The 26,868-nt window shown below is 68.1% G+C and carries 25 protein-coding genes; 15 read left to right on the top strand and 10 right to left on the bottom strand.

Annotated features, from left to right (window positions below; translation table 11 throughout):
• Window positions 1-23 precede the first annotated feature (23 nt).
• Both ACIQRW_RS17670 and ACIQRW_RS17665 read left to right on the top strand, forming a co-directional pair.
• Window positions 24-1,394 (top strand): hypothetical protein, encoded by a 1,371-nt coding sequence (locus ACIQRW_RS17670; RefSeq protein WP_403761066.1) that lies wholly within the window; start codon window positions 24-26, stop codon window positions 1,392-1,394.
• Window positions 1,395-1,635: 241 nt separating this feature from the next.
• Window positions 1,636-2,388, top strand: a complete 753-nt coding sequence (locus tag ACIQRW_RS17665) for a DUF6879 family protein (protein WP_403760795.1) — start codon at window positions 1,636-1,638, stop codon at window positions 2,386-2,388.
• Window positions 2,389-2,487: 99 nt separating this feature from the next.
• On the opposite strand, the gene ACIQRW_RS17660 is transcribed toward ACIQRW_RS17665, so the two are convergent.
• Window positions 2,488-2,697, bottom strand: a complete 210-nt coding sequence (locus ACIQRW_RS17660; RefSeq protein ID WP_403760792.1) for a DUF397 domain-containing protein — start codon at window positions 2,695-2,697, stop codon at window positions 2,488-2,490.
• Between the two features lie 3 nt (window positions 2,698-2,700).
• Entirely contained in the window at window positions 2,701-3,549 is an 849-nt protein-coding gene (locus ACIQRW_RS17655) for a helix-turn-helix domain-containing protein (RefSeq protein ID WP_403760789.1), read from the bottom strand.
• A gap of 252 nt (window positions 3,550-3,801) precedes the next feature.
• On the opposite strand from ACIQRW_RS17655, the gene ACIQRW_RS17650 reads away from it, so the two are divergent.
• Window positions 3,802-4,383, top strand: coding sequence for an ATP-binding protein (locus tag ACIQRW_RS17650; protein WP_403760787.1), 582 nt, complete (start codon window positions 3,802-3,804; stop codon window positions 4,381-4,383).
• 18 nt (window positions 4,384-4,401) lie between these two features.
• Here the strand turns inward: ACIQRW_RS17650 and ACIQRW_RS17645 are convergent, their stop codons facing one another.
• Window positions 4,402-5,217, bottom strand: a complete 816-nt coding sequence (locus ACIQRW_RS17645; protein ID WP_403760784.1) for a helix-turn-helix domain-containing protein — start codon at window positions 5,215-5,217, stop codon at window positions 4,402-4,404.
• Between the two features lie 232 nt (window positions 5,218-5,449).
• On the opposite strand from ACIQRW_RS17645, the gene ACIQRW_RS17640 reads away from it, so the two are divergent.
• From ACIQRW_RS17640 to ACIQRW_RS17625, 4 genes are all read left to right on the top strand, one after another.
• Window positions 5,450-6,121, top strand: coding sequence for a hypothetical protein (locus tag ACIQRW_RS17640; protein WP_403760781.1), 672 nt, complete (start codon window positions 5,450-5,452; stop codon window positions 6,119-6,121).
• A 92-nt stretch (window positions 6,122-6,213) separates the two neighbouring features.
• Window positions 6,214-7,641, top strand: coding sequence for a transcriptional regulator (locus ACIQRW_RS17635; RefSeq protein WP_403760779.1), 1,428 nt, complete (start codon window positions 6,214-6,216; stop codon window positions 7,639-7,641).
• The gene (locus ACIQRW_RS17630) at window positions 7,638-9,473 is read left to right on the top strand and encodes a DEAD/DEAH box helicase (protein ID WP_403760776.1); all 1,836 of its coding nucleotides are present in this window, start codon (window positions 7,638-7,640) and stop codon (window positions 9,471-9,473) included. The genes ACIQRW_RS17635 and ACIQRW_RS17630 overlap by 4 nt, the downstream gene beginning before the upstream one ends.
• Window positions 9,454-10,221 carry a protein NO VEIN domain-containing protein gene (locus ACIQRW_RS17625; RefSeq protein WP_403760774.1) on the top strand — a complete coding sequence of 256 codons (768 nt, stop codon included), beginning with the start codon at window positions 9,454-9,456 and terminating at the stop codon, window positions 10,219-10,221. The genes ACIQRW_RS17630 and ACIQRW_RS17625 overlap by 20 nt, the downstream gene beginning before the upstream one ends.
• Here ACIQRW_RS17625 and ACIQRW_RS17620 read toward each other — a convergent pair.
• A complete protein-coding gene (locus ACIQRW_RS17620; protein WP_403760771.1) occupies window positions 10,107-11,204 on the bottom strand; it encodes a DNA cytosine methyltransferase in 1,098 nt (365 codons plus the stop codon). The genes ACIQRW_RS17625 and ACIQRW_RS17620 overlap by 115 nt on opposite strands.
• Before the next feature lie 142 nt (window positions 11,205-11,346).
• Here ACIQRW_RS17620 and ACIQRW_RS17615 point away from each other — a divergent pair, with 142 nt between their 5' ends.
• Window positions 11,347-12,054 carry an HNH endonuclease gene (locus tag ACIQRW_RS17615; RefSeq protein WP_403760768.1) on the top strand — a complete coding sequence of 236 codons (708 nt, stop codon included), beginning with the start codon at window positions 11,347-11,349 and terminating at the stop codon, window positions 12,052-12,054.
• 97 nt (window positions 12,055-12,151) lie between these two features.
• Entirely contained in the window at window positions 12,152-13,453 is a 1,302-nt protein-coding gene (locus ACIQRW_RS17610) for a DNA cytosine methyltransferase (protein ID WP_403760765.1), read from the top strand.
• Here the strand turns inward: ACIQRW_RS17610 and ACIQRW_RS17605 are convergent.
• The 4 genes from ACIQRW_RS17605 to ACIQRW_RS17590 all read right to left on the bottom strand — a co-directional run bounded on the left by ACIQRW_RS17605 (window position 13,388) and on the right by ACIQRW_RS17590 (window position 19,661).
• The gene (locus tag ACIQRW_RS17605) at window positions 13,388-13,846 is read right to left on the bottom strand and encodes a very short patch repair endonuclease (RefSeq protein WP_403761063.1); all 459 of its coding nucleotides are present in this window, start codon (window positions 13,844-13,846) and stop codon (window positions 13,388-13,390) included. The genes ACIQRW_RS17610 and ACIQRW_RS17605 overlap by 66 nt on opposite strands.
• Before the next feature lie 56 nt (window positions 13,847-13,902).
• Window positions 13,903-16,863 carry a Z1 domain-containing protein gene (locus tag ACIQRW_RS17600; RefSeq protein ID WP_403760761.1) on the bottom strand — a complete coding sequence of 987 codons (2,961 nt, stop codon included), beginning with the start codon at window positions 16,861-16,863 and terminating at the stop codon, window positions 13,903-13,905.
• A 53-nt stretch (window positions 16,864-16,916) separates the two neighbouring features.
• Window positions 16,917-18,446, bottom strand: a complete 1,530-nt coding sequence (locus ACIQRW_RS17595) for an ATP-binding protein (RefSeq protein WP_403760758.1) — start codon at window positions 18,444-18,446, stop codon at window positions 16,917-16,919.
• A 210-nt stretch (window positions 18,447-18,656) separates the two neighbouring features.
• On the bottom strand, window positions 18,657-19,661 hold the full coding sequence (locus ACIQRW_RS17590) for an SEC-C domain-containing protein (RefSeq protein WP_403760756.1): 1,005 nt from the start codon (window positions 19,659-19,661) through the stop codon (window positions 18,657-18,659).
• Between the two features lie 487 nt (window positions 19,662-20,148).
• On the opposite strand from ACIQRW_RS17590, the gene ACIQRW_RS17585 reads away from it, so the two are divergent.
• From ACIQRW_RS17585 to ACIQRW_RS17560, 6 genes are all read left to right on the top strand, one after another.
• Window positions 20,149-20,916 carry a class E sortase gene (locus ACIQRW_RS17585; protein WP_403760753.1) on the top strand — a complete coding sequence of 256 codons (768 nt, stop codon included), beginning with the start codon at window positions 20,149-20,151 and terminating at the stop codon, window positions 20,914-20,916.
• Window positions 20,917-20,951: 35 nt separating this feature from the next.
• Window positions 20,952-21,149: a DUF3311 domain-containing protein gene (locus tag ACIQRW_RS17580; RefSeq protein WP_361328658.1), complete on the top strand. Its 198-nt coding sequence runs from the start codon at window positions 20,952-20,954 to the stop codon at window positions 21,147-21,149.
• Window positions 21,146-22,714: a sodium:solute symporter gene (locus ACIQRW_RS17575; protein WP_403760750.1), complete on the top strand. Its 1,569-nt coding sequence runs from the start codon at window positions 21,146-21,148 to the stop codon at window positions 22,712-22,714. The genes ACIQRW_RS17580 and ACIQRW_RS17575 overlap by 4 nt, the downstream gene beginning before the upstream one ends.
• 164 nt (window positions 22,715-22,878) lie before the next feature.
• Complete coding sequence (locus ACIQRW_RS17570) at window positions 22,879-23,211, top strand: DUF6412 domain-containing protein (RefSeq protein ID WP_003968911.1); 333 nt, start codon at window positions 22,879-22,881, stop codon at window positions 23,209-23,211.
• Between the two features lie 120 nt (window positions 23,212-23,331).
• On the top strand, window positions 23,332-24,102 hold the full coding sequence (locus tag ACIQRW_RS17565; RefSeq protein WP_403760747.1) for a YidC/Oxa1 family membrane protein insertase: 771 nt from the start codon (window positions 23,332-23,334) through the stop codon (window positions 24,100-24,102).
• A gap of 137 nt (window positions 24,103-24,239) precedes the next feature.
• Window positions 24,240-25,100 (top strand): fumarylacetoacetate hydrolase family protein, encoded by an 861-nt coding sequence (locus ACIQRW_RS17560; protein WP_403760744.1) that lies wholly within the window; start codon window positions 24,240-24,242, stop codon window positions 25,098-25,100.
• Between the two features lie 126 nt (window positions 25,101-25,226).
• On the opposite strand, the gene ACIQRW_RS17555 is transcribed toward ACIQRW_RS17560, so the two are convergent.
• Together ACIQRW_RS17555 and ACIQRW_RS17550 are read right to left on the bottom strand one after the other, a co-directional pair.
• Window positions 25,227-25,706: a heme-degrading domain-containing protein gene (locus ACIQRW_RS17555; protein WP_403760742.1), complete on the bottom strand. Its 480-nt coding sequence runs from the start codon at window positions 25,704-25,706 to the stop codon at window positions 25,227-25,229.
• Window positions 25,703-26,833 (bottom strand): Gfo/Idh/MocA family oxidoreductase, encoded by a 1,131-nt coding sequence (locus tag ACIQRW_RS17550; protein WP_403760740.1) that lies wholly within the window; start codon window positions 26,831-26,833, stop codon window positions 25,703-25,705. The genes ACIQRW_RS17555 and ACIQRW_RS17550 overlap by 4 nt, the downstream gene beginning before the upstream one ends.
• Window positions 26,834-26,868: the final 35 nt, after the last annotated feature.

Here is a 26,868-nt window from a genome sequence, read left to right as displayed (position 1 = left end):
AGACAGGCGTAACCGTGAAAGCCATGAATTTCCGGGGAGTTGGTGTGCCCGTGCCACCTAGGAGCGACCGCAACTCAGGCCTTGAGAACCTTCTTGAACAGGCTGGATGGTCCCGGACGCAGCTTGCGAACGCCGTGAATCGCACAGCCGGAGAAGCGGGTCTGGCGTTGAAGTACGACCAGTCCGCCGTTTCGCACTGGCTGAGCGGGACGCAGCCGCGAGCGCAGGTCCGGCCAGTGATCGTCGAAGTGCTCGAACGGAAGCTCGGCCGTCCGGTGACTTACGCCGAAGCGGGCCTGCGCTCGCCGAAGCCGAGCCCGGCAGCAAACTCCGCGGACACCACAGACTCCCTCTTGGACCTCGGAAGGGCTGACATGGACCCCTCACGGCGCGGAGTTGTCGCAGCAGGCCTGTACTCGGCTGCCCTTGCCGTCCCTCTCTTCGCAGGTGAGGCCTACGCCGAGGAACGGGAACGTTCGGTCCGGCCGACCGGGCGCATCGGCGCGGCAGAAGTGGCGACCGTCCGCACGATGACGGACCGCATCGCGGACATTCTCGACGAGCTCGGCGCAGGACACGCTCGACCCATGGCCGCCGCGTTCCTCGTCAACACCGTCGCGCCGTACCTGCGCGCTTCCGCCACCGGACCGGTTCGACGCGACATGCTCTCCGCCGCGTCCGACCTGACCTACCTCACCGGCTGGATGGCCATGTACGAGCGGGCCCACGGCCTCGGCCAGCAGTATTACGTGAAGGCGTTGCGCCTCGCGCAGGAAGCATCCGACCACGCGACGTACTGCCGTACCTTGCGCGGCATGAGTCTCCAGGCATCCCATCTGCGGTACGGCCAGCGGGCCCTGGAGCTCGCCGACTCGGCAGCTGAGGCGGCACCGGATGCAGGGCCTCGCTTGGTGGCCTTCCTTCGCGGACAGCAGGCCCACGCCTCCTCGATGGTCGGAGACCGCCGCGCCGCCTTTGAGAGATTGCGTGAGGCGGAGTCCGCGCTCTCCCAAGCCGATTCCAGGCGGGAGTCGATCGGAGGCTACGACCAGGCCGCCTACCAGTTCCACGTGGCCCACGTTCTGTACGAGACACGTGACCTGCCGGGCTCCATCGCAGCGCTGAAGACCTCACTCCGCGCGCAGCCCAAGCAGGAGAGGCAAGGGCGACTCCACGCCAACGCGGTCATGGCGCAACGGCAGTTCGAGTTCGGCCATATCGAGGAGGCTTGCACCACGTGGGGCACCTTTCTCGACGACTACGTAGGGCTTTCCTCGGCACGCGGTGACGAGCACTTCACAACCATGCGCAAGCGCATCGCGCCGTACGGCAAGATCCGGGCTGCACGCGAGCTCCAGGAGCGGTCGCGGCAGGTGGCGGGGATGAAGGGATAGATCCTCTCCTCGACTGCGGGTGCAGCTCGGCTCCCACGCGCACTGGAAGCCCTTCGGGAGAGGCGCTGTACGTGGCCGGCTCGGTCATGCCGTTCACGGTCGGGCGCCCGGCCGTGAACGGCCACGGCCGATATTCGTGAAGATTCTCGTGAGCGCGCGGTGATCCCTCGACATCCACGCGGGCCGTCGGACAACCTTGGGACACCGGACGGAGCACCCTTCGAGGTGGGAGGCGGCTGTGATGGCACGGCAGTTGCGGTTCAACGGCATGGGCAGCGGTGGTACGGGATGGTCATCTGTCTATGAGGACGCGGCGAGCGGAGAGGTTATCGTTCACGGGCCGCCGTTGACCGATGTCGACGATATCGCCCAGCTCCAGCACCTGTCCGAGGGCGAGGTCGCGGTGGTCGTACCGCGTGAGCTGTTGGTCGACTGGACGCCGAAAGGCGCGACCCGGCAGGCTCGGATCCTCGACCTGGACGAGTTCGAGGGCCTGTTCCGTACGTTCAGCCACTCGGCCTGGCGGTTGGAGACCCGGCGGCGCTTCGCCAGTGACGAAGCCACGGACACCTACCGCCAGTTCGTCGAGACCGGCAGTGTCGACTGGTCCGTGGAGGACCCGTACTGCGAGCTGATCCGTTCCCAGACCGAGCAGGGCAAACGTGTCGAACGGGTACGGATCGTTGATCAGCCGCCGACCACAGGGCAGCTCTACCTTCTGAACAACGCGAAGCGGAACAGTGGTCTGGGGGAAGACATCCGGAACCTGTGGCGAGTGGATGCCGATCGTCTCCAGCTTCCGGCCGAGGATGTCTGGTTGTTCGACAGTCGGCTCGCCGCAAAACTCCGCTTCGACGACGATGACCACCTCGTGGACGTCGAGTTGATCACTGAGCCGGCCGAAGTCGTCCGATACTCCGTCATCCGTGATGCGGCGTGGCACCACGCGGTGCCCTACGAAAAGTTCGCGGCGCGGCTGAGCGACAGCGAGTAAGGGCCGAAAAAGCAGACGCAAGGAATGTGCCCGCATTCGCAGCCAGAAAGGCAGCCGCGCGGGCGGCAGATCAGCCCTGACGGCGTGATCGAGAACGGTTCATGCCCCAAGGCGTCCATCCTGAAGGGCCGACACGAAAGAAGCCCATGAGGTCGGCCGGAAAAGCAGCGAGCCCCCTTCCACGGCTTTCGAGTCGCGTATCGCCGTCGCTTCGCCGAGGCGCGCGGCCTCTACACACTCGGTGGTATTGCCGCCGCTGTACGAGGACTTGAACCAACTCTGGGCATCGCCGGACGGGGTGGAAGGCATTCTTCAGATCTCCTTGCAGATGCGTTCGATTACAGCTGATGATGCGGCCATGTCGAGTGCTTGCGCGCGCAGGTAGTCGAACGCGAGCCGGTACCGGTCGAGTTCGTGGTTCTTCTCCATGAACACCGAGCCGACATGGAGATCTACGTAGACGACATCGAGTGACGGTTCCGCCCCTCCCAGGATGACGAAGCTTCCCAGAGCAGCCGCGTGTGCACCCTTGGAGAACGGGAGGACCTGGAGGGTGATGCCCGGCGACTCGTTCGCCCTGAGGAGGTGATCGAGCTGCTCTCGCATGATCGCGGGCGACCCGACCACGCGCCGGATGACCGACTCGTCCAGGATGGCCCAGAGGTGCGGAGGGCGTTCGCGGGCGAGGATCTCCTGGCGCTTCATGCGGATATCGACGAGCCGCTCGACTTCCTCTGGTGCCAAGCGCATCTCATTGGCCCGCTGAATCGCGGTGCTGTACCCCCGCGTCTGCAAGAGCCCTGGTACGTACATGCAGGAGAAATGGTCCTCGCGCACCGCCTCGTCTTCCAGCGTGAGGAGGAGGTTCATGTCGGCCGGGATCGAGTCGCTGAACGGCCCCCACCAGCCCTGCCGTTTCGCATCTTTGGCGAGAGCTACGACCGCGCACCGCTCGGCCTCCGTCGCGTCGTACTGCCGGCACAGGGCGTCGACGATGGGCCACTTCACCGGGCCCTCCTGAGTCTCGTAACGACTGACTGTGGCCTTCGATACGCCCACCAGCCGACCAGCCTCCTCAAGGGTCATGCCTTTGCTTGCTCGCAGCTTCCGCATCATCGCGCCGAGCTGCCGCCGACGCGTGGTGGTCGTCCTGACGGGCATCGAAGGCTCTTTCCCTAGCTGCAAACCGCGGTCTGGGTGTGCAACAAGGCTAAAGCCAGGTCGGGTTAGGCACGGGTCATTCACCCGATCGAGGCCTGTGAGAAGTTACATGGCGAGACTTCTCGCTGGCATACTCGCCATCGGAGTACTACACAGCGTCGCCGTATGTAAGCGGTGGGCGCAGATCCGCCATGGCGTGAGGGGAGAGTCGGCATGTGCCACTGCGAGAGCGAGGAAGCATGGCCTCGATATGTGGTGCCGTTCGAAGCGGCGCCAGCCCAGCTGTCCGAGCTGCGCCGAGCGGTGAGATCTCAGCTCGGCTCGTGGGGTGCGTCAGCTCTCACGGGGGAGGCCGAACTCGTCGCTACTGAGCTGGGGGCCAACGTCATCAAGCATGTCGGCCGGGACGTTGCCGCCTCGCTCGTTCTTGAACTGAGGGAGGGGCGAGTCCGGCTTGAGGTCCATGACCGGAGCCGTGCCCTGCCGACGCCCTTGGCTGAGGCCTGTGCGGACAGTGATGAATGCGGCAGAGGTCTGCACCTCATCGCCGCGATGGCGCAGGACTGGGGGGCAGCCCGCACGGCAACCGGGAAGGTCATCTGGTGTGAGCTCTCCTTGAAGCCGGCAGAGTGCGAGGGCCGCATGAGGCGTGTGGCTGCGGTGCTGTCGGTGTACGGCCAGCGCAGCGGTACGTCGAGTCTCGACCTGGCCGCGCTTGACGACACGGTTACCGACGTCATTACTGACCTGCTCCATTGGCTTGCTGTCCAGGGAGGAGACCCGGACGGCGCCCTTGGCCGTGCTCAGATGCACTACGAAGCCGAGGCTGCCTAAGGTGATGCCAAGTCAAGTTCAGTCCTCCTGAGCCGCTGCGGTGAGCAGGAGGCCGGCGTCTGAGTACTGCTCGCTGTTGTGAAGTGCGGACGCGATATTCAGTACCGCCTGTGCGTCGCGACGGGCTGCGTTCGTGATCACTTGATCTGCTGCTTCCTCCAGACCGACCGCTCGGCATTGAGCGACGAAAATCTGGACATCGCGGGCAGAGAGCGTGGTCGCGGCGCTCCACATCATGACGTCGGCGTCTCTCGACCGGCCAGCAGACAGGCTCTCGGCGAGCGTCCTGATCTCCGGCCAGGCGACATCAGCAGGTGTGGTGAGGTGCCGGTCCCCCCCTCGGAGGGGGACCGGCACCTTTGCTTGTGCCGGTGCCCGCGGAATGCTGTGGCGCAGAGTCGAAAGCCGGACGCGGGGTCGGCGGGGTCGGCGGCGGACGGGCTTGGGGGCCGGCGAACCTGTCACCGTCGGCTGAGGCTCGGAGGAACGGACAGCGGCTTCGGTCGAACCGGCAGCGCAGCACTCACAGTGCTTCATCAGAGCCTTGTCGCGGAGTTCCAGCAGCAAGGGCAACGAGCAGGGCATAGGCCTCGATGACGTTGCCGCCTCGTCGTCGAGGATCTTGTAGAGCTTCTCGACGTGCTCGGCTTCGGGAATCCGGCCGCCGTTGAAGTGGTTCGAGAGCGATGTCGGGGCCAGGTACACGTCCCCGGCGATCTGCGCCTGAGTGCGGTCGCTGACCTCGCGGACTTTTCGCAGCATCAGAACGAAAGCGCGTTGAGCGGGGGGAACCGAGCTGCGCAGCTCTTTCCACTTGTGGGATCTCTTCGGCAAGCTCTGCTCCTCAAGAGTGCAGCCGCGCCACTAGTACAGGTCAGTGCGATTGTCCGTCTCACGATGCGGCTGGGGAAGCGGGACGGGTTTTCCGTCTGCCCTCGAAACTCCGTCAGGGCTGGCACTGGGGTGCCCACAACGGCCATGGTGTCTCTCACCAGGACCCTCGCGGACTGCCGCCCGGGACTTGGCGCCTGTCGAAGCACCTGAAGTCTGAAGCGAGGAGACCCTGATGACTCTGCCGTCGTGGACGGACACCAAGTTCGGCACCATGAAGCGCGCCGCCTTGTGGCTGGTCACCGTCGTAGGCGAGGGCAACGTCTTCACGAAGGAAGACGTAAAGGGTGCCTTTCCGGGGGTGAGCCAGGCCGACCGGCGGGTGCGCGACCTCCGCGACCACGGCTGGCAGATCGACACCAACCGTGAGGACGCGGGCCTGGGACAGCACGAGCAGCGCTTCGTGAAGCCGGGACTCCCGGTCTGGGAACCCGGCAAAGCAGCGAAGTCCGGGACCTCCGTCACGCAGACGCAGCGCCGGGATGTTCTGGCGCGTGACGGACACCTCTGCCGTTCCTGCGGAATCGCCCCCGGAGAGGTGTACGCCGGCAGCTACGAAGCCGCGCAGCTGGACATCGCCCGACGGGTGGTGAAGCAGTCGGCAGGCGGCGAGCAGGTCGAGCTGGTCGCGGAATGCAAGCGGTGCCGTGTCGGCGGCCGTGGGCAGGCAGCCGATCTGAGTGTGATTCTGGGCCGCGCGGGCCGCCTTGGATCATTGGAACGCGGCCTTCTCCTTCGCTGGATCGAGCAGGACAAGCGCGAGTTCAGCGCCGCCGAAGAACTCTGGGCCGTCTACCGGACGCTTCCGGCTGAGTCGCGGGCCAAGTTCCGTGAGGCCTTGTCCTAGCCCGCTTGTATGTGACGGATGGCGAACGACCGGCGCTGCCGCACCGGCCGGCGCCTGAGCTGCTTCCCCTCAGCACAGAAAGAGAACTGACGATGAGTAAAGACTTCGGGCGCCCGCCGCTTGCCGCCGAGATCCAGGATTTGGTGAAGGGCCGTTTGAAGGAGCGCCTGGACGCCGGCGGGGTTCAGGAAACGCTCCGCATCGAATGGCGGGGCCAGCCGACCCAGGTTGAAGTCATCGATATGCCGGTGAGCGCGCTGTACTACAACCCGGGAACGCACCGGATCCGTGCCCAGCGCACCCACGACCCGGTGCGCGACCGGGGTCTGGACGAGGACGCGTTCAGCAGGGACAGCCAGGACTACCTTCATTTTCTGCTGAGGGCACTGCCGTCAGACCCGTCCAAGCGGGACCCGGACTTCGACGCTCTCCTGGAGAGCCTTCGCGATTTCAAGCAGAACGACCCCGGGCTCATTACGCGGGACGGCATTCTCGTCAATGGGAACACCCGGCGGGCAGCGCTCCAGGATCTGGGCGAACCCAACATCCGAGTCGGAGTCCTCCCTTCTTCCTGCACGTGGGACGACATCAACCGAGTTGAGCTGGCGCTTCAGCTGCGCAAGGACCACCGGCGTGACTACTCCTACATCAACCGCCTGCTGGCCATCGAGGAGCAGATCGGCCTGGGCCGTACGGCTGCCGACATTGCCCGGGAGTTCCGGACGACCGTGCGCGTCTGCGAGCAGGATCAGTGGATTCTCGCGACTCTCAACGACCTGGTCGAGCGGAGCAGGACCGGCGGTGCGCAGTTGCGGCTGCTCGACTTCGAAGATCACCAGGAGAAGCTGAAGGAGCTTCACCGGCGTTGGGCCAAGGAGTCGGCGTCCAGCCAGGAGAAGGCTGACCTGATGAAGGAGAGCCGGCTGACCGCGATCATTCTCGGATTCTCGAAGACCGATGTACGGCTCATCGAACCGGACTTCAAATCGCGGTACCTCGACACCCGTCTCCCCGAGGCCGTCAGGTCTCAGGTGCCGGCCGCTGCTCCTGCCGCGACGGTGGCGATCCCGGGGCTGAACCGTACGGTTCGTGCTGCTGATCCCAAGGTCGCCGAAGCGCGTGCGCTCACCGATTCCGTTCTCAGGGTGAAGGCCGTGGAGGCGGCGGGTGACAACGCCTCGCTGGAACAGGTTGCCGAGGCCGCCAAGACCATCACCGCGGTGAAAGCGGCGGTGGAAGAGGCTCTGGAGCCTGCGGGAAAGGATGCCCGAGTCCGGAAGCGGAAGCAGGCTGCGCCTGACCGGATCGTGGATGCCTGCCACGACATCGACCAGTGCATCACGGACCTCGTTCTTTCCCGCGCGTCGCGGAGCCTCGACGAGGAGATCTTCGATGAAGCGGTGCTCAAACTGCGCGAGAGCCTGGGCAAGCTGGCGATGGAGGCGGCCCGCAGTATCAAGGAGCCCGGGGACGGGGTCACCTGGCTGCTCGATGCCGCACGCAAGGAGGGCGGGGCGTGACAGGCCAGGCAGAACCGTCTCTGCGGATCGCCTTCGACGTGACCCGCACACGGGCAGTCCTCCGCGCTCAAGAGGGGCGTCAGTCTGATCTTGCTCAGTTGGCTTCCCGGTTCCCCGGTGGCGGGCAGCGAGGACCGCTGTCCGCGGAAATCGAGCTTGAGGCTTTTCTGGTCGGTCTTGGCGAACTCGGGACCTGGCCATCGCCCGGGGACGTCGAGTGGGATGACGAACTCGCCCAGTTGGTGGGTGGGGTCCTGGATGACGCGGACGCTGCTCAGCAACAGCTGGAGGGTGCCGGCGACGGCTCCCACCAGACCATCACTCACGAGGAGATTCCGGCACTTCTCGGAGCTGAATGGGCCGCGCCTCTCACTGATTTCCAGCAGCGTGACATCGCCCGGCTGCTGTCCCTCCGCCACGGAGCGAACTTCAGTGTGCCGGGGGCTGGCAAGACCCGCGTGGGGCTGGCGGTCTTCGCCGCGATGAGAGAGCGCGGAGAAGCCTTCAGACTGCTTGTTGTGAGCCCTAAATCGGCCTATGAATCATGGGAGTTCGAAAACTCCGTCTGCTTCAAGGAGCCGCTCCGCTTCGGTGTGATGGGCAGCAGCCCCGATGCCACCGCGGAGATCATGGTGATCAACTATGAGCGGCTCGACCGTTCGCTGGCGGCGCTGGCCTCCTGGCTGAGAGCAGCGCCGTCGATGGTGATTCTGGACGAGGCGCATCGCATGAAGCTGGGAACGCGGGGCATCTACGGTTCCGCCTGCATGGCGCTTGGCCCGCTCAGCAGACGCCGCCTCATCCTGACGGGTACACCGGCGCCCAACGGCGCCCGGGACCTGGAGAACCTGCTCTCGTTCGTCTGGCCTGGGCATGGCCGCCGCGTCGTCACAGGAGCTGTGGCCGGCGGCGACCTGGCGTACGCGAGCCAGGTGCTGCGCCCGTTGTTCACCCGCACCACGAAATCGGAACTCGGTCTGCCGCCCTTCGACCCGAAGATCCGGTACGTCGACATGCCCAGCCTGCATCAGGAGATCTACGACGCACTTGTGGGGCGGTACTCAGCTCGCGCCGAGGCGGCGCGTGATGACTTCGACGCCCTGGGCAAGGCCATGCTGCGGCTTCTGATGGCGGCGACGAGTCCCGCGCTGCTCGCTGAGGGCACCAGCCGGTACGAACCGCTGACCTATCAAGTACCCCCGCTGGATGTGCCGCACGGGGACTCCCTCTACACCCTGATGAGAGACCTTCCCAACTACGAGTTGTCCCCGAAGTACCAGGAGGCGCTCAGCATCGTCGCGGCCAACGCTGAGCAGGGGCGGAAGACGCTGGTCTGGACGACGTTCGTGCGCAGCCTCAGCACCATGGAGCGGATGTTCGCGGGCTATCAGCCGGCTGTGGTCCACGGAGGGACCCCCGACCGGGCGGAGGAGATCCGCCGATTCCGTGAGGATCCTGACTGTTCGGTGCTGCTGTCCAACCCGGCAACCCTGGGAGAGGGAATCAGCCTTCATCATGTCTGCCACGACGCTGTCTACGTGGACCGGGACTTCATGGCGGGCCGCTTCCTGCAGAGCCTGGACCGTATCCACCGGCTCGGGCTCGCGCCAGGCACGGAGACCAACGTCACGGTGCTGGCTTCGCGCGGAACGGTGGACGAGGTCGTCGCTCTGCGCCTCGAACAGAAACTGGAGTTCATGGGCAAGATCCTTGATGACCCGTCTGTCCAGCAGCTCGCTGACCTTCAGGAGGAGGCTCCGGTCGCTGGAGGGATGGACATGGCGGACGTCCGAGCGCTGCTGAGGCATGTCGATGCCGTCGCTGCCCGGTGACGGCACCCGCGAGGCGGCACTGCGCTGGCTGAGGTATCTGCGGATCGCCGACGTTCCCCGGGCGCGCACGCTCTTTACCCATCACCCTCGCTATGCCGACCTCACCCCTGTCCAGTATGCCGAGGCTCTGGAATGGCTGCGCCGAACGGGCCTGATCACCGCAGCAGGTCTTCCGGTCGTAGATGTCGGTGATCGCCTTCCACTGAACAGCGCCGTTGTCCCCCACGTTTTATGGAATGCGGCCGATGACGAAAAGAGGAGAGCGATCGGCACCGCGGGGGAGAGGTGTCTGCTTGCGCTTCTGCGGGAAGCGGGCCTGACGGCGGTGGAGCACGTTTCAGCGGTGTCAGACGCCTTTGGGTACGACATTGGCGCCACGACCCCGTCTGATGAGCGGATACATCTTGAAGTGAAGGCGACGACGGACCCGACCCGCCTCATCGTCCACCTGACTCGTCATGAGAGTGAGGTGATGAACGCCGATCCTGGATGGATCATGGGCGCTGTCCTCGTAGGCGAGCAGGGGGATGCGCTCAGCGTCGCCACCGTGAGCCGGTCGTGGCTGCTCTCAGCTGTTCCGCATGACCGGTCGTCCCATGGCAGGTGGGAGTCAGCCCGGCTGGTCGTGCCATCTCAGGCTCTGAAGCCCGGATTGATCATGGAAGGCGGGAAGAGTGTGCTGCCCGGCACATCGCTTGGCGGCCGTGGAGTCTGGGGCATGCGGGATCGCGAAGCGGTGGCCGTCTGACCGAGAGCGGCAGCCAGGCTTTGGCCCACCGCTTTCGCCACGGGCGGCGGGAAGGCGTTGCCCACCTGGCGGTAGACGGAGGTCTTGTTGCCGGCGAAGTACCAGTCATCTGGGAACCCCTGCAGCAAGGCCATGTGCCGGACCGTGAGTCGAACGGGAAGAGCTGTACCCGGCTGCGGGGGTTCATCGGCGACGCTGGATCCGTTCACACCGAGCTGCGCCCATGCCTTCCTGGCGCGAGACGGTCCGAGGTCGGCGCCGCCATGTTTTCGGGAGCCACCGCAGATCGTCGGTGCGATGGTCATCGCACCGTCGGCCCACTGCCGGGCCAGTTCCCAGCCGGCGGAAGCCATCGACTCGTAGAGGACGCTGCCCACCGCGGGCGCTGTCTCGGGGCTGCTGGTCGGGGAGGGCCAGCGGAATCGCTCGAACACCTCCGGTCGCATGGCCACCAGGACGGCACGGGGCCGCAACTGTGGAACCTTGTAGTCGCAGGCACGCAGGAGCCGCCAGTCGGCCCTGTAGCCCAGGCGTGTCAGTACGCTGATCACGTCCGCGCGATAGGCGGCGAACTTCGCCTGAAGGATGCCTTTGACGTTCTCCACCATCACCGCGCTCGGGCGAAGCTCGCCAGCGAGCCGGAGCAGGTCGGGGAACAGATCTCGTTCGTCCGCGGGTCCCAGCTGCTCACCCGCGAGTGAGAAGGGCGGGCATGGCACTCCTGCTGCCAGTAGTCCTACTGCCTGGCCGTTCACGGTGAGGTCTTTCGCTGAGATGCCACGGACATCGGCTTGCATGATGTTCCAGCCGGGTCGGTTCAGCCGGAGCGTCTGTGTCGCGTCGGGGTCCAGCTCGACGAGAGCCGTGTGCTCGAAGCCCGCACGTTGGAGTCCCAGAGCCTGTCCTCCCGCTCCGGCGCAGATCTCGATGCAGCTGGTCATGGCGGGCGTCAGGTCCTTCTGGCCAGCGGTCCTGGTGGTCATGTCGTTCCGATCTTCGGGTGACGAGCGCAGCGTCGCTCGAAGAGAGCTTGCCGCCGCTTGCCGCGGCAAGCGGCGGCAAGGTAATCTCGTCACTCGAAAGAGTCACTCTTCGTTCGTGCGTTCTAATTTATGGAGGAAGTGCGTGGCATCTGATGGTCTGGACTGGCGAAACGGGACACTTGGGGCCAGGGTCCGGGTGGCGCTGTGGTTGCGCGATGAGGTCGGGGTCGGGAACGTCTTCTCGAAAGCGGCGCTGCGTGCCGCGATCACGGGCACCGAACAGGTCGACCGCAGGATGCGTGATCTCCGGCCCGCTGGCTGGGTGATCAGGACGAACTTGGACAAGCCCAGCCTCCAGCCCGAGCAGCTCTTTCTGGAGGAGATCGGGGCACCGGTCTGGGACAAGGAGCACCGGGCGGCCGGGCTGCGCCAGATCAGTGCGAAGACGAGGCGCTTCGTTCTTGAGCGGGATCTCCACCGGTGCCGGCGTTGTGGGGTCGGTGCGGCCGAGGCGTATCCGGGCGAGCCGGGTTCCGCGGCCCGGCTCACGCTCGGGCATGTCAATCCGCACGCTTCAGGCAGTTCCGCGGCGGCTGAGGATCTCCTCACCGAGTGCGCGCGGTGTAACGAGCTGGTCAAGGACTTGACCGGGGTGCAGATGGATGCTGGTCAGGTGTGGACCCGGGTCAAGGCGCTGCCTCTCGCGCAGAAGCGTGAGCTGCTGGAGTGGATGGGAGCTGATGCTCGGCCTCTCCGGCCCGTAGACCGCGCCTGGGGCATGTACAGGCAGCTGCCTGCCGTGCTCAGGGACGAGATGAAGAAGGATCTGCGGGACCTGATGGAGAGCTGAACGGGTCGCAGGGGGCGGGGCTCGCATAGGGGGACTCCTGGTGTCACTGGCGGATGCGACACTTGCGTGTCTGTATCAGTCGCACCAGGAGGAGCCCGTGGCCCCTAACGTTCGTCCGCTCATCTCCATCGAGATCTGCGCAGGGGCCGGCGGACAGGCCATCGGCCTCCACCAGGCAGGCTTCAAGCATCTCGCGCTCGTGGAGATCGACAAGTATGCCGTGAAGACTCTGGAATGGAATATTGAGCACCGGCAGAACTGGAGCTGGGAAAAGCGATATTGTGATGTCATTTCTGATGACGTCAACAATTTCCGACCCATTCCGTCGGAGAGGCATCCTGGATCCGGCCTGAAAAAGCCGGTTAAATTTCTCGGACGGCAGTTGCAGCGTGGTGAACTCGACCTCCTCGCTGGGGGTGTGCCCTGCCCGCCCTTCTCGCATGCTGGTAAGCAGCTGGGGAAGGATGATGAGCGAGACCTCTTCCCGCGGATGCTGGAACTGGTTGACGAGCTGCACCCTAAAGCGGTGATGATTGAAAACGTCCGTGGCATCAAAGATGCAAAATTTGTGGACTATCGGACTTACATTGAAGCGCGCCTTGCGGGCGGCACGGCGAAGAGGCCGGAAACTGGACTTGAGGAAGATTTCGCTGGCATGGGCTACGAAATCTGCGAGTGGGAAGTCCTGGAAGCTAGCGATTTCGGTGTACCTCAGTTGCGTCCGCGTGCAGTCCTTGTAGCCATCCGCGCAGATGTGCTCGGCGATATCAAGTTTGTTTGGCCCACTCCCACCGGCGGCGTGTACAGCGTTTTTGATGCTCTGGAGAAGAGCATGGAGGCGCGTTACGCGCCGTACATTTCGATGGGCGGCGAAATTGGGGAAATCGCCACTAACTCCCTCAATCGATGGGTGAGTGAGGCATCCAAGGCCGCCCTGGAGAAGAAGGATGGGGGCATCGCTCCGACCCTGGTCGGGGGGTCCAAAAAACACGGCGGGGCCGACCTTGGCCCAAGTAGGGCCAAGGCTGCCTGGGAAACCCTCGGAGTCTCGGGTATGGGAGTGGCTAACAGCCACGAGCAAGGCGTGAAGAAGGAAAGCCAGGGCCGGGACTTGTTCGGAGCTGGCGGCCCCATGCTGACGGTGGAACAAGCGGCAATTATTCAAGGGTTCCCGGCGGAATGGGAGTTCACGGGCGGAAAGACTGCCCAGTACCGGCAGATCGGAAACGCCTTCCCGCCCCCTGTCGCCGCCGCGGTAGGAAAGGCCATCGCGGATGTGCTGCGCGCGGCCGACGAGCGTGACGCCAGGAATAGCGCGCCCCAGCAGAAGCCGCTACCCGAGCAGGTCGTTCCTGCGCTCGCGGACAGCGCTGATGATCGACAGGGCGCAGGCGTCTGAGCTCTGGTGCTCCCAGAACCGCAGGACGAGCCAGCCGGCAGCGGAGAGCCGCTCGTCGGTATCCCGGTCACGGGCGACGTTCCTGGCTACTTTCTCTGACCAGTAACCCGGGTTGGTCTTCGGGGAAACGTAGTGCTCCGGGCAGCCGTGCCAGTAGCAGCCATCAATGAAGACGGCCACCTTCGCCGGACGGAAGACCAAGTCAGCGGTCCGGCGAAGGTCGGGCAAGGGCCTTGCGGCCACCCGATAGCGCAGGCCGTTCGCATGGACGAGTCTGCGGATCAGACGTTCCGGTTTCGTATCCCTGCTCCGGATCGCCTGCATATTCCGCCGTCGCGCGGCCGATGATGCCCACGAACCCTCTGGAGGGGTCCATTCATCTGGCTGGGGCACCACAGCTCGCTCCTTACTGGTCCGCCTGGGCTGCCAGGCCTAGGGTCTGAACTCCGTTATCTCACGGTGTTGACGACAGCATCACCTGGACGGGATGAGTCGATGGCGCGGAACCTGACGCCGGTCATCTGCTTGCCCACCGAGCTGATGGCAGGGATCAGGGCAGCTGCCATCACCACCTTCGCCGGATCAATAGCCCCGTGGGTCACCAGGTTCGCTGGGGCTCCGAGTGCTGGGTCCACCGTTGGGTAGAGGAGCAGCGCTCCGCGTCGCGGTTGGTGGAGTTGGGTGGCGAACGGATCGTCTTCACAGAGTGGCCGACGGCCGGCGATCCGTTCGGCGGACTGACGATGAGAGACGCCGGAGATGCGGTTGAACACTCCCAGCGCATTGCGCTTGCGCTGTACGAGAGTGAGCGGCTCAGTTCCAGGCAACTCCGCCCGGACGCTGGTGACTCCGGAAGTCTGGGGGAGAATCAGGACCCAGTCGTCCGTCGCACAGCCGGCGTCGCTGGCATCGCTCAGGTATTCCATGTGCGGGGCGAGCAGATCGGGCCTGCCCCAGGCCAGTTCCCGCATGACGCCGAGCAATTGGCTGTGGCTGAGCACGGCGGTCCTGGCCGGATAGCGGATGTAGCTGCCTTGGTCTCCCTCAGACAAGGTGACGAACACGCAGGGTTCGGGATCCAGCGACGCCAGCACCGGCCGCCACACCTCCGCGTTGTGGCGCAGGTCCGCCGCGGCGGTCGGGTAGGCCGTCGGTTCGACCCACTCGCCCGGGGAGCGGATCTCCACCAGTTCCGCGTTGAACATCTTGTTGCGGGCGGAGGGCTTCAGCCAGGACAGGTGCTGGGAGACCAGCGGTGGGATCTGGGCCGGCGTCACCTGTGGCTTGCCGTCGACCAGGGTGGCGTAGCGGGTCAGCTGGGCGCGGAACGTCTCCTCGTCGCGGCAGATCGCCTCGAAGGCCTCGTACAGGTCGACCGGCTTGGTCCTGCCCGCGGGCTCCGCACGGCCGATGTAGAGGCGTACCAGGTCGCGGTAGCCCGGGCGGAAGCCGAACCAGCGGCCCATCTGCATCAGGGTGTCGGCCTGCTGGGTCCTGCGGCGGTAGTACGTCACCGTCAGGCCCACGACGGTGAAGCCGCGGGAGAGCTTCGTACCGCCGACGAGGATCTTCCACACGTTGGGGGTCCGGTCGAAGTCCAGCTCGGGCTGGTCGTAGTCGCGGTCGGTGTCGCCGTTGACGACGAGCACCGGCGTCCCGCCCGAGTTGATCAGTTGGCGGGCGCGGGAGACGTGCGGCCTCAGTTCCTCGTACGAGGCGGGCGTGGGCAGTTCGTCGTCGGTGAAGGGCTGGAAGTCCGAGGTGAAGAGGGCCGCCAGGCGGGCGTGTCCTTCCTGACTGGTGTAGGCGGCCTGCTGCCATATCGAGCTGATCCGCTGGGCCAGGGCAGTGTGCTCGGCCATGCGCACGGACTCGTGGACGAGCATGGTGTGGTGCCGGAAGTCGTCTTCCAGGGAGGGGTCTTGGGTCAGGCGGTACAGCTTCAGCGCGCCGGAGAGGACGAAGGCGTCGAGGGCCTCCGCGAGCCGGTCGCCGTGGGCGTCGTCGTAGATGCCGCGTACGTGTGCCCGCTCGGCGCTTCCGACGGCCGACTCGTCGGTGCGGTCCAGGTCGTGGAAGTCCTGGACGCCCATGTAGCCCGTCGGGCGCGGCAGGGAGATCAGGAAGTCGCGCGGGAAGATGTCCTCACCGTCGCCGGGGTCGACGAAGACGTTGGCGAACGGCGTCGCGGTGTAGCCCACGTACTGGGCGCGGGGGAGAAGCCCCAGCAGATCCGAGATCTGGCGGTTGATCGCCGTACGGGTGACCTTGCCCTCCTCCCACTTCTTCGGGTCCGTCGTGTTGACGGACGCCTGGTCCGACTCGTCGTCGATGATCAGCGTCGGGATCTCGGAGAGCAGCGGGCCGCCGATCTTCTTGAGGTCCTTGATGAGCTTGCTCAGGACGGACTTGTTCTTCTTCACGACCATCACGCGGGCGGCGGCGCGGTGGAGGTTGTCCGGTACGTGCAGGGGCTGTGTGCGGACCTGTTTGTCGAATTCGAGGGCGCGGATCCCGGTGGCGAGGCTCTGGTAGTCGTCGTCCCGGGTGGTGAGGCGCTCGACGTCGAAGGCGCCGAGCGCGGACGGGCGGCCGCGGTGGCTCACGAACTTCTCCGGCCAGTCCTCGTCGTCCTGGTAGTCGACGCCGATCAGGGCTTCCGGGTCGTCGGGGTCCGCGCCGCGCAGGATGTTCTCCTGGCCGATCAGCTCCATGTCCAGGCGGCGTTGGGTCTGCCCGCGCAGCAGGTTCAGGGTGCCGCCGAGGACGATGACGAGGCGGTAGCCCGCGTCCATGGCCTTGGCCGTGACGCCCGTGAAGTTGGCGGTCTTGCCGGACTGGACGTATCCGACGACCAGGCCCCGGGCGCCGTAGGCCTCGGGGCGCATCGGGTCCGCGAGCCGCTCGACCACGGCGTGGCTCGCCTCGTCGAGGCCCGCCACGGCGGCGTCCGACCAACCCTTGCGGCGCAGGAGTTGCTCGTACGCGGTCCAGTAGAAGGACCGGACCGCGGCCGTGTCGCGGGAGTACCACGAGGTCGGCGTGGTGCTGATGATCGTGGGGCCGGGCTCCTTGAACACCGGGATCGCGTGGTTCAGCACCTTGCGCAGGTCGGCGTCGAAGCCGAGGCGGTCGTACGCGTCCGCACGCCGCTCGTCCGTACGGGGCGGAGCCGACGACCAGTCCGCCTGCTCCGCGAGGTCCCAGGTGGTGAGCGTCCGGTGCCACAGCGCGGTCAGCTCGTCGCCCGGGCCCGAGCCCGCGACACGGTCCCGGAACCGGCCCTGTTCCGTGTCGGCGGGCTCTTCCTCGTCGGCGAGGGCGAAGGCGAGTCTGTCGAAGTTCCGGGGGCCGCCGCGCTGCATCGCGGCGAGGACGTCTGCGTGGAGGTTGAACAGGGGGTCGGTCATGGAGGGTCTCTTCTCCGACGGCGGCGGGAACTGGGCTGGCGGGACGGAACGGGTCAGCGCGCGAGTTCGCAGCGCGCGGCCGTCACGAGGACGCTGTTCCACAGGGCGATGTTGTCGAGGTGGGTGGCCCGGACCCGTTCCTTCTGGAAGATCTCGTTGACCATGAGGTACAGCATGCTCTTCACCACCGGGGCATCGTTCAGACCGCCCCGACGCCCGCCGTTGAAGACCTGGCGGTACTCCTTGTTGAGCTTCACCACCCGTTCCTCGCGGTCGAGTTCGAAAAACACGTCGGAGCGCAGGCTGTCCCAGCGGAACGTGATCGGGTCCTCGCCCTCCAGCTCGGGCAGTTCGTCGCGCAGTGTGCGCTTCAGCCGCGGGTCGAGGCCCTTGCCGGCGGGGAGAACCGCCTTGCGCTGGGGTTCGGTGGCGCGCCGGGCCGCTTCCCGGTAGGTCGCCTCCGCCTCCTTGACGTAGGACGCGAAGTCGTTCCCCGCGCTGTCCAGAGCCTGTTCCAGGCCGCGGGCGAAGGCCGGGGTGACGCTCACGCCGTCCTTCTTGACCGTGAGGCTGAAGACGTCGTTCGCCTCGGCCGGCAGGTCGATGGCGATCCGGGCGAGGGCGAGGTGGCCCTCCGGGCTGCGCGTGCTGTTCCAGCCGCCCGCCTGGACGAGCCGGTCGTTGCGGTAGATGTAGAACCCCTGGCGCTCGGCGAGCGGGCCGATTCCCCGGAAGCTCACCAGCGGGGACTTCGGCTGCCAGATGTGGGCGGTCAGCGGGACCTCGCCGACACCCTCCACCGGGGCGGTGAAGGTGCGCGGGTAGCCGGGACGGCCGGATACCCGGTAGCCGAACGGGTCGATCGGCTCGACGCCGCGGTGGTCGAGTTCCTCCCGCGTCGTCACGTCCTCGACGACGATGTCGACGTTGAAGTCGTCGCGGGCCAGGAAGCGGTGGAGGTGGAGACCGAGGTGGGTCTCCAACTTCTCGATGGCGTCGTTCAGGAAACGGTCGGCCTGGCCGGCGGTGATCGTCTCGAAGGCCCGGACCCGGTCCCAGCGGACGATCGTGCCGTGCCACTCGATCAGGCCGTCGTAGCGGTCGACGAGCGCCTGGCAGTAGCGGGGGTCCACGATGTCGCACGTGAAGTCGGCCCGGGCGCTGGCGGTCAGCCAGCGGCGGCCGGTCGACGGACTGCGTCTGGTGCGGCTGATCACGGTGAGGGAGTCGGCGTGCGAGAGCGAGGCGGCCTTGAGGCCGGCGCCGAAGTGACCGAGTGCGCTGTCCCCGTACTCCTGGCGTCCGCCGACCGTCATGGCGGTGTCGAGCGTCTCGTCGTTCATGCCGTGGCCGTCGTCCACGACCAGCAGCCCCACCAGCCGCTGGTCGTCCCGGAGGAAGCTGATCACGACGTTACGGGCGCCCGCGTCGATGGAGTTGTCGACGAGGTCGGCGACGGCCGCCTCGAATCCGTATCCCTGGTGCGTCAGCGACTCGACGTAACGGGCCGCGGGCGGCAGACGTTTGCTTCCCGCGGTCGGGATCTCGTACTGCCAGTCCGCGGAAGGCTGATAGGGCGGCATGGAGACTTCCTCACACACATGAACGGGGCCCGTGTGGGGACGTCGGCCCTGAGTTGATTGTTGAAATGTGATCGTATGGGAAAGGTCGGGCGTCCGGGAATCATTGCGTGAATCGCCCGGTCCTGCCGTCGGTCGGCCCTCGCGAACGACGCGGCCCGGAACCCGCACCGGTCGTGCGCGGTTCCGGGCCGCAGCCGTCGAACACGGGGCTCACACCCCGTGGCACCGCCCGTAGGTCTCCCCGCTGCCGCACCAGCAGGCGGCCGTGCGGGACGGGGGCCAGGGGGTGGCGCGGCCCCGGGCGGCGAGGGTGGTGGCGTACTGGGGGAGGAGGCCCGGGTCGGCCGGGGACGCGGCTTCGGAGGCGGCGAACGCCTCGTACGAGGGGACCGTGCCCGTGACGATGCCCAGGTTCGGGGTGCCCGCCGCGTGGAGGTCCCGGAGCGCGGTCTCCAGGCGGTCCAGGTGCGTGGCGCGGTCCACGTACTCCTCGGTCAACGCCGGGTAAGCGGTGAGCAGTTCACGCAGTTCGTCCTCGGGCCAGTGCAGGACGGCGACCGGGAACGGGCGGGAGAGCGCCGTGCGGTAGGTGCCCAGCTCCGCGCGGAGGCGGGTGATCTCGGCCTTCAGCTCGACCGGGTCCGAGGAGCCCAGCGACCACAGGCGCTTGGGGTCGTGGAGTTCGTCCAGGGGGACCGGGGCCGTGTGCAGCTCGCCGGCCAGCTCGTCCCAGGCGTCGTGGTCCAGGCCCATCAGCCTGCGCACCCGGTGGCGGCCGGTCAGCAGGGACTGGACGGCGTACGGGACCTCCTCGCCGGGGGCCAGCAGCAGGGTCAGCGCGGTCGAGAGGAAGTCGTGCGCCGACTCCAGCTCGTCATGCGCCTCCAGGGTCTCCGCGGCCACCTGCCACGGCGCCGCGTCCAACGGGCCCGCGGCACGGATGCCGTCGATGATCGCCCGGGCCTCGGCCTCGTGGCCGTACTCCCAGAGGTTGGCCGCCTTCAGGGACTTGATCAGGTGCGGGTTGTCGACGGTGGCCTCGGGGGCCCCGAGCAGGTCGTCGTAGAGCGTGCTCGCGCGGGCGCGGTCGCCCGCGAGCTCCAGGTGGGCCGCGGCCTGGAGGATCAGCGGTTCGTGGTCCTCGGGGTACTGCGCCGCGGTGCGGAGCAGACGCTCGGCTTCGGTGGTGTGGTCGGCAGGCGTGTCGGGGCGCATGGACCACACGGTACTGCCGGACGGCTGCGGCGTGGAGGAGAGGGCGGGGATGAGAAGGGGGGATGAGAAGGGGGAGAAGTCTGGAGAGTTGTGAGGTTTGCCCCTATCGTGCGCGCCATGCCCGTACGGCGTCGTGTGCGGGGCCGTGCGCGCCGGCTGCGGGGCTCGTGCATGGCGTGCGGCGTCCGTACGGCCCGTGCGGCATCCGTACGGTCCGTACGGCGTCCGTGCGGCGTCCGTACGGTCCGTGCGGGACCTGTACGGCTCGCGGGGAGCACGCTGTGGGGCTGCGCGGAGCCGTGCGCGCCGAGGAAGGCGGAGCGGGGAGGTGGCGTCGGTGCTGCGGGAGCGGGGTGCTGTGCGGGGACAGGGACGGGGACAGGGGCGGGGACGGGGACAGGGACGGGGACAGGGACGGAGGTGGGGGCGGGGACATCGGCATGGGCGTGGACTTCCACGCGTACGGGGGGTCCGGATGCTGTCGGTCGTGCGAAGCCGTGGCGGTGGTGCGTCGCGGCTCCTCGCCCGGGGGCTGTGGGTGTCGGCCGAGCTCGTCGTGACCCTCGGTGTCGTGCTGCTGCTCCTCGTCGCCCACCAGCTGTGGTGGACCAACCGCGAGGCCCGCGCCGAGGCCGGGCGCACCGTGCGGAGCCTCCAGCGGGAGTGGGAGGAGCTGGCCGTCGTCGACGACCGGGCGGGGGAGGGGAGCCCCCGTCCTTCGGCCTCCGGCAGCGGGGCCGGGGCCGCGCCGGCCGGCCCGGCGGCGTCCGAGGCCTCTGCGCGTCCCCGGGCCGCGCCCCGCTGGGACCAGGCGTACGCCGTGCTGCGCATCCCCCGGATCGGGCTCACCGCCCCCGTCGCCGAGGGCACCAGCAAGGGCGGGGTGCTCGACCGGGGGTACGTCGGGCACTACGCCCGCACCGCGCAGGCCGGGCAGGCCGGGAACTTCGCGCTCGCCGGACACCGCAACACCCACGGCGAACCCTTCCGGCGCATCGACCGGCTGCGGAGCGGCGACCGGATCACCGTCGAGACCCGGGACGCCGTCTACACGTACACCGTCGGCAAACGCCTCGCGCGGACCGCGCCTTCGGACAGCGGGGTCATCGCGCCCGTGCCGCGCAGCAACATCACGACCTCCGTCGGCTACAGCGCGCCCGGCTACTACCTCACGCTGACCACCTGCACCCCCGAGTTCAGCTCCCGCTACCGGCTCATCGTCTGGGGGAAGCTCACCTCGATGCGCCCGCGGTGACGGAGACCCCGGGCGGGCGGGAGTAGGGTCCCCGGGTGTTCGGAGTGATCAGACGACGCCCCCAGCTGCTGTGGCTGCTCGTCCCCTATGTCCTGTATCTCGGTGCGCTGCCGTTCGTGAACCGGGTCACCCCCCTCGTGTTCGGCGTGCCCTTCCTCTTCGTGTGGCTCCTCGGGGCGACCCTCCTCACCCCCGTCGCCGTGTGGCTCGCGCGGAGAGGGGACCGCCGGTGAACGCCGTCGTCGCCACCGCCGTCTTCGCCGTCTTCATGGTCGCCACCGTCGCCCTCGGCCTCCTCGCCCTGCGCGGGCGCGGTAAGGGCGGCGGGCTCGCCGAGTGGTCCGTGGGCGGGCGGAGTCTGGGCCCCGTCTTCATCTGGGTGCTGATGGCGGGCGAGGGCTACACCAGCTTCAGCTATCTGGGGGCCGCGGGCTGGGGCTACAACTACGGGGCGCCCGTGCTGTACGTCGTCGCGTACATGTCGTGCGGCTACGCGATCGGGTACGTCGTCGGGCCGATGCTCTGGGGGTACGCCCGCCGGCACGGCCTCGTCGGGATCACCGACATGGTCGCCCACCGCTTCGGCCGGCCCTGGCTCGGCGCGGTGGTCGCGGTGCTGGCCACCGTCTTCCTGCTGCCGTACATCCAGCTCCAGATCACCGGCATGGGGGTGGTCCTCTCCGTCATCTCCTACGGGACCGTCAGCCTGAACTGGGCCTACTTCGTCGCGTTCGCCGTCACCACCGGCTTCGTCGTGGTCAGCGGGCTGCGCGGCAGCGCCTGGGTGTCCGTGCTGAAGGACGTCCTGGTCATCGCCACCCTCGGGTTCCTCGCGCTGTACGTCCCGCTCCACTACTTCGACGGGTACGGGCCCTTCCTCGACCGGCTCGTCACCGAGAAGAGCGACTGGCTGACCCTGCCGGGACACGGGGGCGGCGGGAGCGGGGACGGGGGCGGCAGCGGGTTCGGGGAGCTGTGGTTCATCAGCACCACGTTCCTGAACTCGCTGACCGTCGTCATCTTCCCGACCACCGTCGCCGGATACCTCGGGGCCCGGAACGCGGACGCGCTGCGCCGTAACGCCATGTACCTGCCCGCGTACAACGTCCTGCTCTTCGTCCCGATGCTGCTCGGCCTCGCCGCCCTGTTCGTGGTGCCGGGGCTGGCCGGCGCGGAGTCGAACCTCGCGCTCTTCAAGCTGGTCGTCGATGCGCTGCCCGCCTGGGCCGTCGGCGTCATCGGGGTCGCCGCCGCCCTCTCCTCCATCGTGCCCATGGCCGTGTTCATGCTGGTCATCGGGACGATGTGGGGGCGCAGCGTGCTGTCGCTCGTGCCGCGCTTCGCCGAGCGGCAGAAATCCGCCGCCCAGGTGGTCGTGGTCGTCGCCGGCTCACTCGCGCTGCTCCTCACGTACACCGCCCCCAACACCCTCGTACGCCTCTCCCTCATCTCGTACGAGGGGATGGCGCAGCTCCTGCCGATGGTGCTGCTCGCCCTCGTCTGGCGGCGGCTCACCTTCCGGGGCGCGTTCAGCGGGCTGATCGTCGGCGTCGCGGTGGTCTGTGCCCTCGTCTTCAGCGGGAACGATCCGGTGGGCGGCGTCAACGCCGGGCTCGTCGCCCTCGCCGCCAATCTGGCCGTCGCACTCGCCGTCACCCTCGCCGGGCCCCCCGACACGGATCCGCGGCCCGACGCCGAGGTACTGGCCGACGACCGGGACGGATACGCCGACGACCGGGACGGATACGCCGACGACCGGGACGAATACGCCGACGGATCGGGACGAGTACGCCGATGACCGGGACGAGTACGCCGATGACCGACCGGGAGGAGCGAGCCGACGACCGGGGCCAATGCGCCGCCGACCCGGGGTGAAGCCGATCATCGTGTATAACGAACGGAGTGCCGTACGCGTCTTCGTACGGCAGGAATGAGCCTTACCAAGGGCAGGAGGTGCGCACCGTGCGGGATGCCAACGCCCTGCGCCGCGCCTTCGCCCGGCTGCTCCGGCCCGCCGGGCTCCTCGTCCTCTTCCTCACCGAGGTCCTCCTCGCCGAGGGCGGCAGCCTCTCCGCGGCCGTCGCGCTCGCCGCCACCGCTGCCGCCGGATCCGCGCTCCTCGCCTGCTCCGTCATCAGCGCCCGCTGCGCGTCCCCGGTGCCCCGCACCCGGGTCCGTACGGCCATCAGGGACCGGGAGAAGCGCACCGCGTTCCTCCCGCAACGCGACCCCGACGCCCGGGGCCGAACGCGGCCCCGAGCACCTGGGCACGCCCTCCTGACGGCCGCCGCGTAGCGAACCCCGCACCTCTTCCCGCACGTGCGGTGCCCCCGCGCCGGTCGTCATGCCGAGTGATCACCCCGTACCTCCTCGCAGGTACCTCCCGGCACGACGAGACCCCCGGAGGGCTCACCCATGTCCGCCTTCATGTCCGCTTTCGCGAGCCTGGTCGGCTCCCTCGCCGACCTGCTCCAGCCGTTCTTCCAGACCGCGTCCACCGCCGCCGCGATCGTCCTGTTCACCGCGCTCGTCCGGCTGGCCGTCCACCCCCTGTCGCGGGCCGCCGCACGCGGGCAGAAGGCCCGCAGCCGGCTCCAGCCGCAGATCGCCGAACTCCGCAAGAAGCACGGCAAGAACCCGGAGCGGATGCAGAAGGCGATCATGGAGCTGCACGCCGCCGAGAAGGTGTCGCCGCTCTCCGGCTGCCTGCCGAGCCTGCTCCAGATGCCCGCGTTCTTCCTGCTCTACCACCTGTTCTCCAGCAGCTCCATCGGCGGCGAGCCCAACGCGCTGCTCAGCCACGACCTGCTCGGCGCGCCGCTCGGCGGGCGCTGGCACGACGCGCTCGCGCACGGCGGCGTGTTCGGCGGCCAGGGCTGGGTCTACCTGGGGCTCTTCGCGATCGTCACCGCCGTCGCCACGTTCAACTACGGACGCACCAAGCGGCAGCTGGCCGCCAACCCGATGACGCCCGCCGCGGGCCCGGACGGACAGGCCGTGCCCGGCATGGGCGCGATGGCGAAGGTGATGCCGCTGATGTCGTTCTTCACGCTGATCACCGTGGCCGTCGTGCCGCTGGCCGCCGCCCTGTACGTCGTCACCACGACCACCTGGACCGCCGTCGAGCGGGCCTGGCTGTACCGCGACATGCCGGTCGCCGACAGCGCCATGGCCACGGCGGCGTAATCGGCCCGCCCACCGCGCCGGTCCAGTGTGTGAACGAGGTCTTGCGGAGTGATCGCATCTCTTGGACGATCGACCAAGTCCTCCGTCGGCCGCAACCCGCCGGAGGGCCACCACCTCGACCAAGAGGAGTTGGACCGTTGAAGCTGCTTCGAGTCGGTACGGCGGGCGCCGAGCGCCCCGCACTTCTCGACCGCGACGGGACTCTGCGTGATCTGTCGGGGATCGTCCCCGACATCGACGGCGAGCTGCTCGCCGACGCCTCCGCGCTCGCCCGGGTACGGGCGGCTGCCGGGGCGCCCGGCGTGCTGCCCGCCCTGGACGCGACGGGGCTGCGGATCGGCCCGCCGCTCGGGCGCATCGGCAAGATCGTGTGCATCGGGCTGAACTACCACGACCACGCCGCCGAGACGGGTGCGGAGATCCCGGCGGAGCCGATCCTGTTCTTCAAGGCCCCCGACACCGTCGTCGGGCCCGACGACACGGTCCTGGTGCCGCGCGGCAGCCGCAAGACCGACTGGGAGGTCGAGCTGGCCGTCGTCATTGGGCGCACCGCCCGGTACCTAAAGACGGCCGAGGAGGGCCTCGCGCACGTCGCCGGGTACGCGACGGCGCACGACGTCTCGGAGCGCGAGTTCCAGATCGAGCGCGGCGGCACCTGGGACAAGGGCAAGAACTGCGAGACGTTCAACCCGCTGGGGCCCTGGCTGGTCACCGCCGACGAGGTGCCCGACCCGCAGGCCCTGCCGCTGCGGCTCTGGGTCAACGGCGAGCTGAAGCAGAACGGCACCACGGCCGAACAGATCTTCCCGGTCGGCGAGGTCGTCCGCTACCTCAGTCACTTCATGACGCTCTACCCGGGCGACGTGATCAACACCGGTACGCCCGCCGGGGTCGCGATGGGGCAGCCCGAACCGAAGCCGTACCTGAGGGCGGGCGATGTGGTGGAGCTGGAGGTGGAGGGGCTCGGCCGGCAGCGGCAGGAGCTGAAGGGGGCGTAAGCCCGAGCGGGCCGGGGGCGCTGTGACCGCGCCCCCGGCCCCGTACGTAACACTCCTCAGGCCCCCGACCCCGTACGTACGCTCCTCTGTACGCTCCTCAGGCCTCCGGCGTCGTACGTACGCTCCTCAGGCCTCCGGCGTCGCCGCGAACCGCTCCAGCGCCTCGACCACCATCGCGTGGTCCTCGGCCTGCGGCAGCCCGGACACCGTGACCGTGCCGATCACGCCCGCGCCCTCCACCGCGATCGGGAACGAACCGCCGTGCGCCGCGTACGTGTCCGGGTCCAGGCGCGAGGACTCCTCGAACGTGGTGCCCTTCGCCCGGAACCGGGTGCCCACCAGGTACGAGCTCTCGCCGTACCGCTCGACGACCTTGCGCTTGCGGTCGATCCACGCGTCGTTGTCCGCGCTGGAGCCGGGCAGCGCCGCGTGGAAGAGCTGCTGCGCGCCGCGCCGGATATCGATCGCGACCGGTGCGTGCCGCTCCCTGGCCAGCGCGACCAGCAGGCTGCCGAGCGCGAACGCGTCGTCGTAGGAGAAGTGCGGGAGGGTGAGCCGGCGCTCCTGGGCGATCAGCTCGGAGATGGTGGGGGAGATGGTGCTCATGCGCGCTGCTCCTTCGCCTGCTGGTCCTCGTCGTGGTGGGGGAGGAGGGTGACGGAGACGCCTTCGCGCGCCGAGCGGCGCGCGGCCTCCAGGACGTCCAGCGCGGCGGCCGCCTGCAACGCGGTGACCGGGTTGTGGCCGGTGCCGCGTACGGCGGCGGCGACGGCGGCGTAGTACGCGGGGTAGTCGCCGGGCAGCGTACGGACCGGGGCGCCGCCGCCGGTCAGCGGGGACTCGCCGGAGCCGAGGCGGCCCCACAGCTCCTCCGCCTCCTCGCCCCACGGCTCACCGGCCGCCGGGCGCAGGCCCTCGCGCAGGGCCGCCTCCTGCGGGTCCAGGCCGTACTTCACATAGCCCGCCTTCGACCCCAGCACCCGGAAGCGCGGGCCGAGCTGGGCCGTGGTGGCGCTGACGTACAGATGCGTGCGGACCCCGTTGGCGTGGGTGATCGCGATGAAGGTGTCGTCGTCCGCCGCCGCGCCGGGACGCCGTACGTCGGACTCGGCGTACACCTGGACCGCCGGGCCGAACAGCACCAGCGCCTGGTCGACGACATGGCTGCCCAGGTCGTACAGCAGACCGCCGATCTCCTCCGGGTCGCCCGACTCGCGCCAGCCGCCCTTCGGCTGCGGCCGCCAGCGCTCGAAACGGGACTCGAAGCGCTGCACGTCGCCCAGCTCGCCGTCGGCGATCAGCCCGGCGAGCGTGCGGAAGTCGTTGTCCCAGCGGCGGTTCTGGAAGACCGAGAGCAGCAGCCCGCGCTCCTCGGCGAGAGCCGCGAGCTCGCGCGCCTCGGCGGCCGTCCCGGCGACCGGCTTGTCCACGACCACCGGCAGCCCGGCCTTCAGCGCGGCCGTCGCCAGCGGGACGTGCGTCCGGTTCGGGGTGGCGATCACGACGAGGTCCAGCTCGTCGGCGCGCTCCCACAGCTCGTCCGGCGAGGCGGCGAGGCGGACGTCGGGGAACGCGGCGAGGGCCTCGGCCCGGCGCTCCTCGTTCGACGTGACGACCGTGTCGAGGACCAGTCCGTCGGTCGCGGAGACCAGCGGGGCGTGGAAGACGGAGCCGGCCAGGCCGTAGCCGACGAGGGCGACGCGGAGGGGGGCGTCGGAGGCGTTGGGGGTCATGCGATCCACTTAAGCAACGCTGTTGCCAAAGTGCA

It is taken from the genome of Streptomyces sp. NPDC091287, from assembly GCF_044768525.1.
In the GTDB taxonomy this organism is placed as follows: domain Bacteria; phylum Actinomycetota; class Actinomycetes; order Streptomycetales; family Streptomycetaceae; genus Streptomyces.
Note: the sequence above shows the minus strand (reverse complement) of the source record. Positions and strands in the feature narration are given on the sequence as shown.

Coding starts and splice junctions, on each gene's coding strand:
- ACIQRW_RS17670 (WP_403761066.1), top strand. CDS start 24: ATGAATTTCCGGGGAGTTGGTGTGCCCGTGCCACCTAGGAGCGACCGC.
- ACIQRW_RS17665 (WP_403760795.1), top strand. CDS start 1,636: ATGGCACGGCAGTTGCGGTTCAACGGCATGGGCAGCGGTGGTACGGGA.
- ACIQRW_RS17660 (WP_403760792.1), bottom strand. CDS start 2,697: ATGCCTTCCACCCCGTCCGGCGATGCCCAGAGTTGGTTCAAGTCCTCG.
- ACIQRW_RS17655 (WP_403760789.1), bottom strand. CDS start 3,549: ATGCCCGTCAGGACGACCACCACGCGTCGGCGGCAGCTCGGCGCGATG.
- ACIQRW_RS17640 (WP_403760781.1), top strand. CDS start 5,450: ATGACTCTGCCGTCGTGGACGGACACCAAGTTCGGCACCATGAAGCGC.
- ACIQRW_RS17635 (WP_403760779.1), top strand. CDS start 6,214: ATGAGTAAAGACTTCGGGCGCCCGCCGCTTGCCGCCGAGATCCAGGAT.
- ACIQRW_RS17625 (WP_403760774.1), top strand. CDS start 9,454: ATGCCGTCGCTGCCCGGTGACGGCACCCGCGAGGCGGCACTGCGCTGG.
- ACIQRW_RS17620 (WP_403760771.1), bottom strand. CDS start 11,204: ATGACCACCAGGACCGCTGGCCAGAAGGACCTGACGCCCGCCATGACC.
- ACIQRW_RS17600 (WP_403760761.1), bottom strand. CDS start 16,863: ATGACCGACCCCCTGTTCAACCTCCACGCAGACGTCCTCGCCGCGATG.
- ACIQRW_RS17595 (WP_403760758.1), bottom strand. CDS start 18,446: ATGCCGCCCTATCAGCCTTCCGCGGACTGGCAGTACGAGATCCCGACC.
- ACIQRW_RS17590 (WP_403760756.1), bottom strand. CDS start 19,661: ATGCGCCCCGACACGCCTGCCGACCACACCACCGAAGCCGAGCGTCTG.
- ACIQRW_RS17565 (WP_403760747.1), top strand. CDS start 23,332: ATGTCCGCCTTCATGTCCGCTTTCGCGAGCCTGGTCGGCTCCCTCGCC.
- ACIQRW_RS17555 (WP_403760742.1), bottom strand. CDS start 25,706: ATGAGCACCATCTCCCCCACCATCTCCGAGCTGATCGCCCAGGAGCGC.
- ACIQRW_RS17550 (WP_403760740.1), bottom strand. CDS start 26,833: ATGACCCCCAACGCCTCCGACGCCCCCCTCCGCGTCGCCCTCGTCGGC.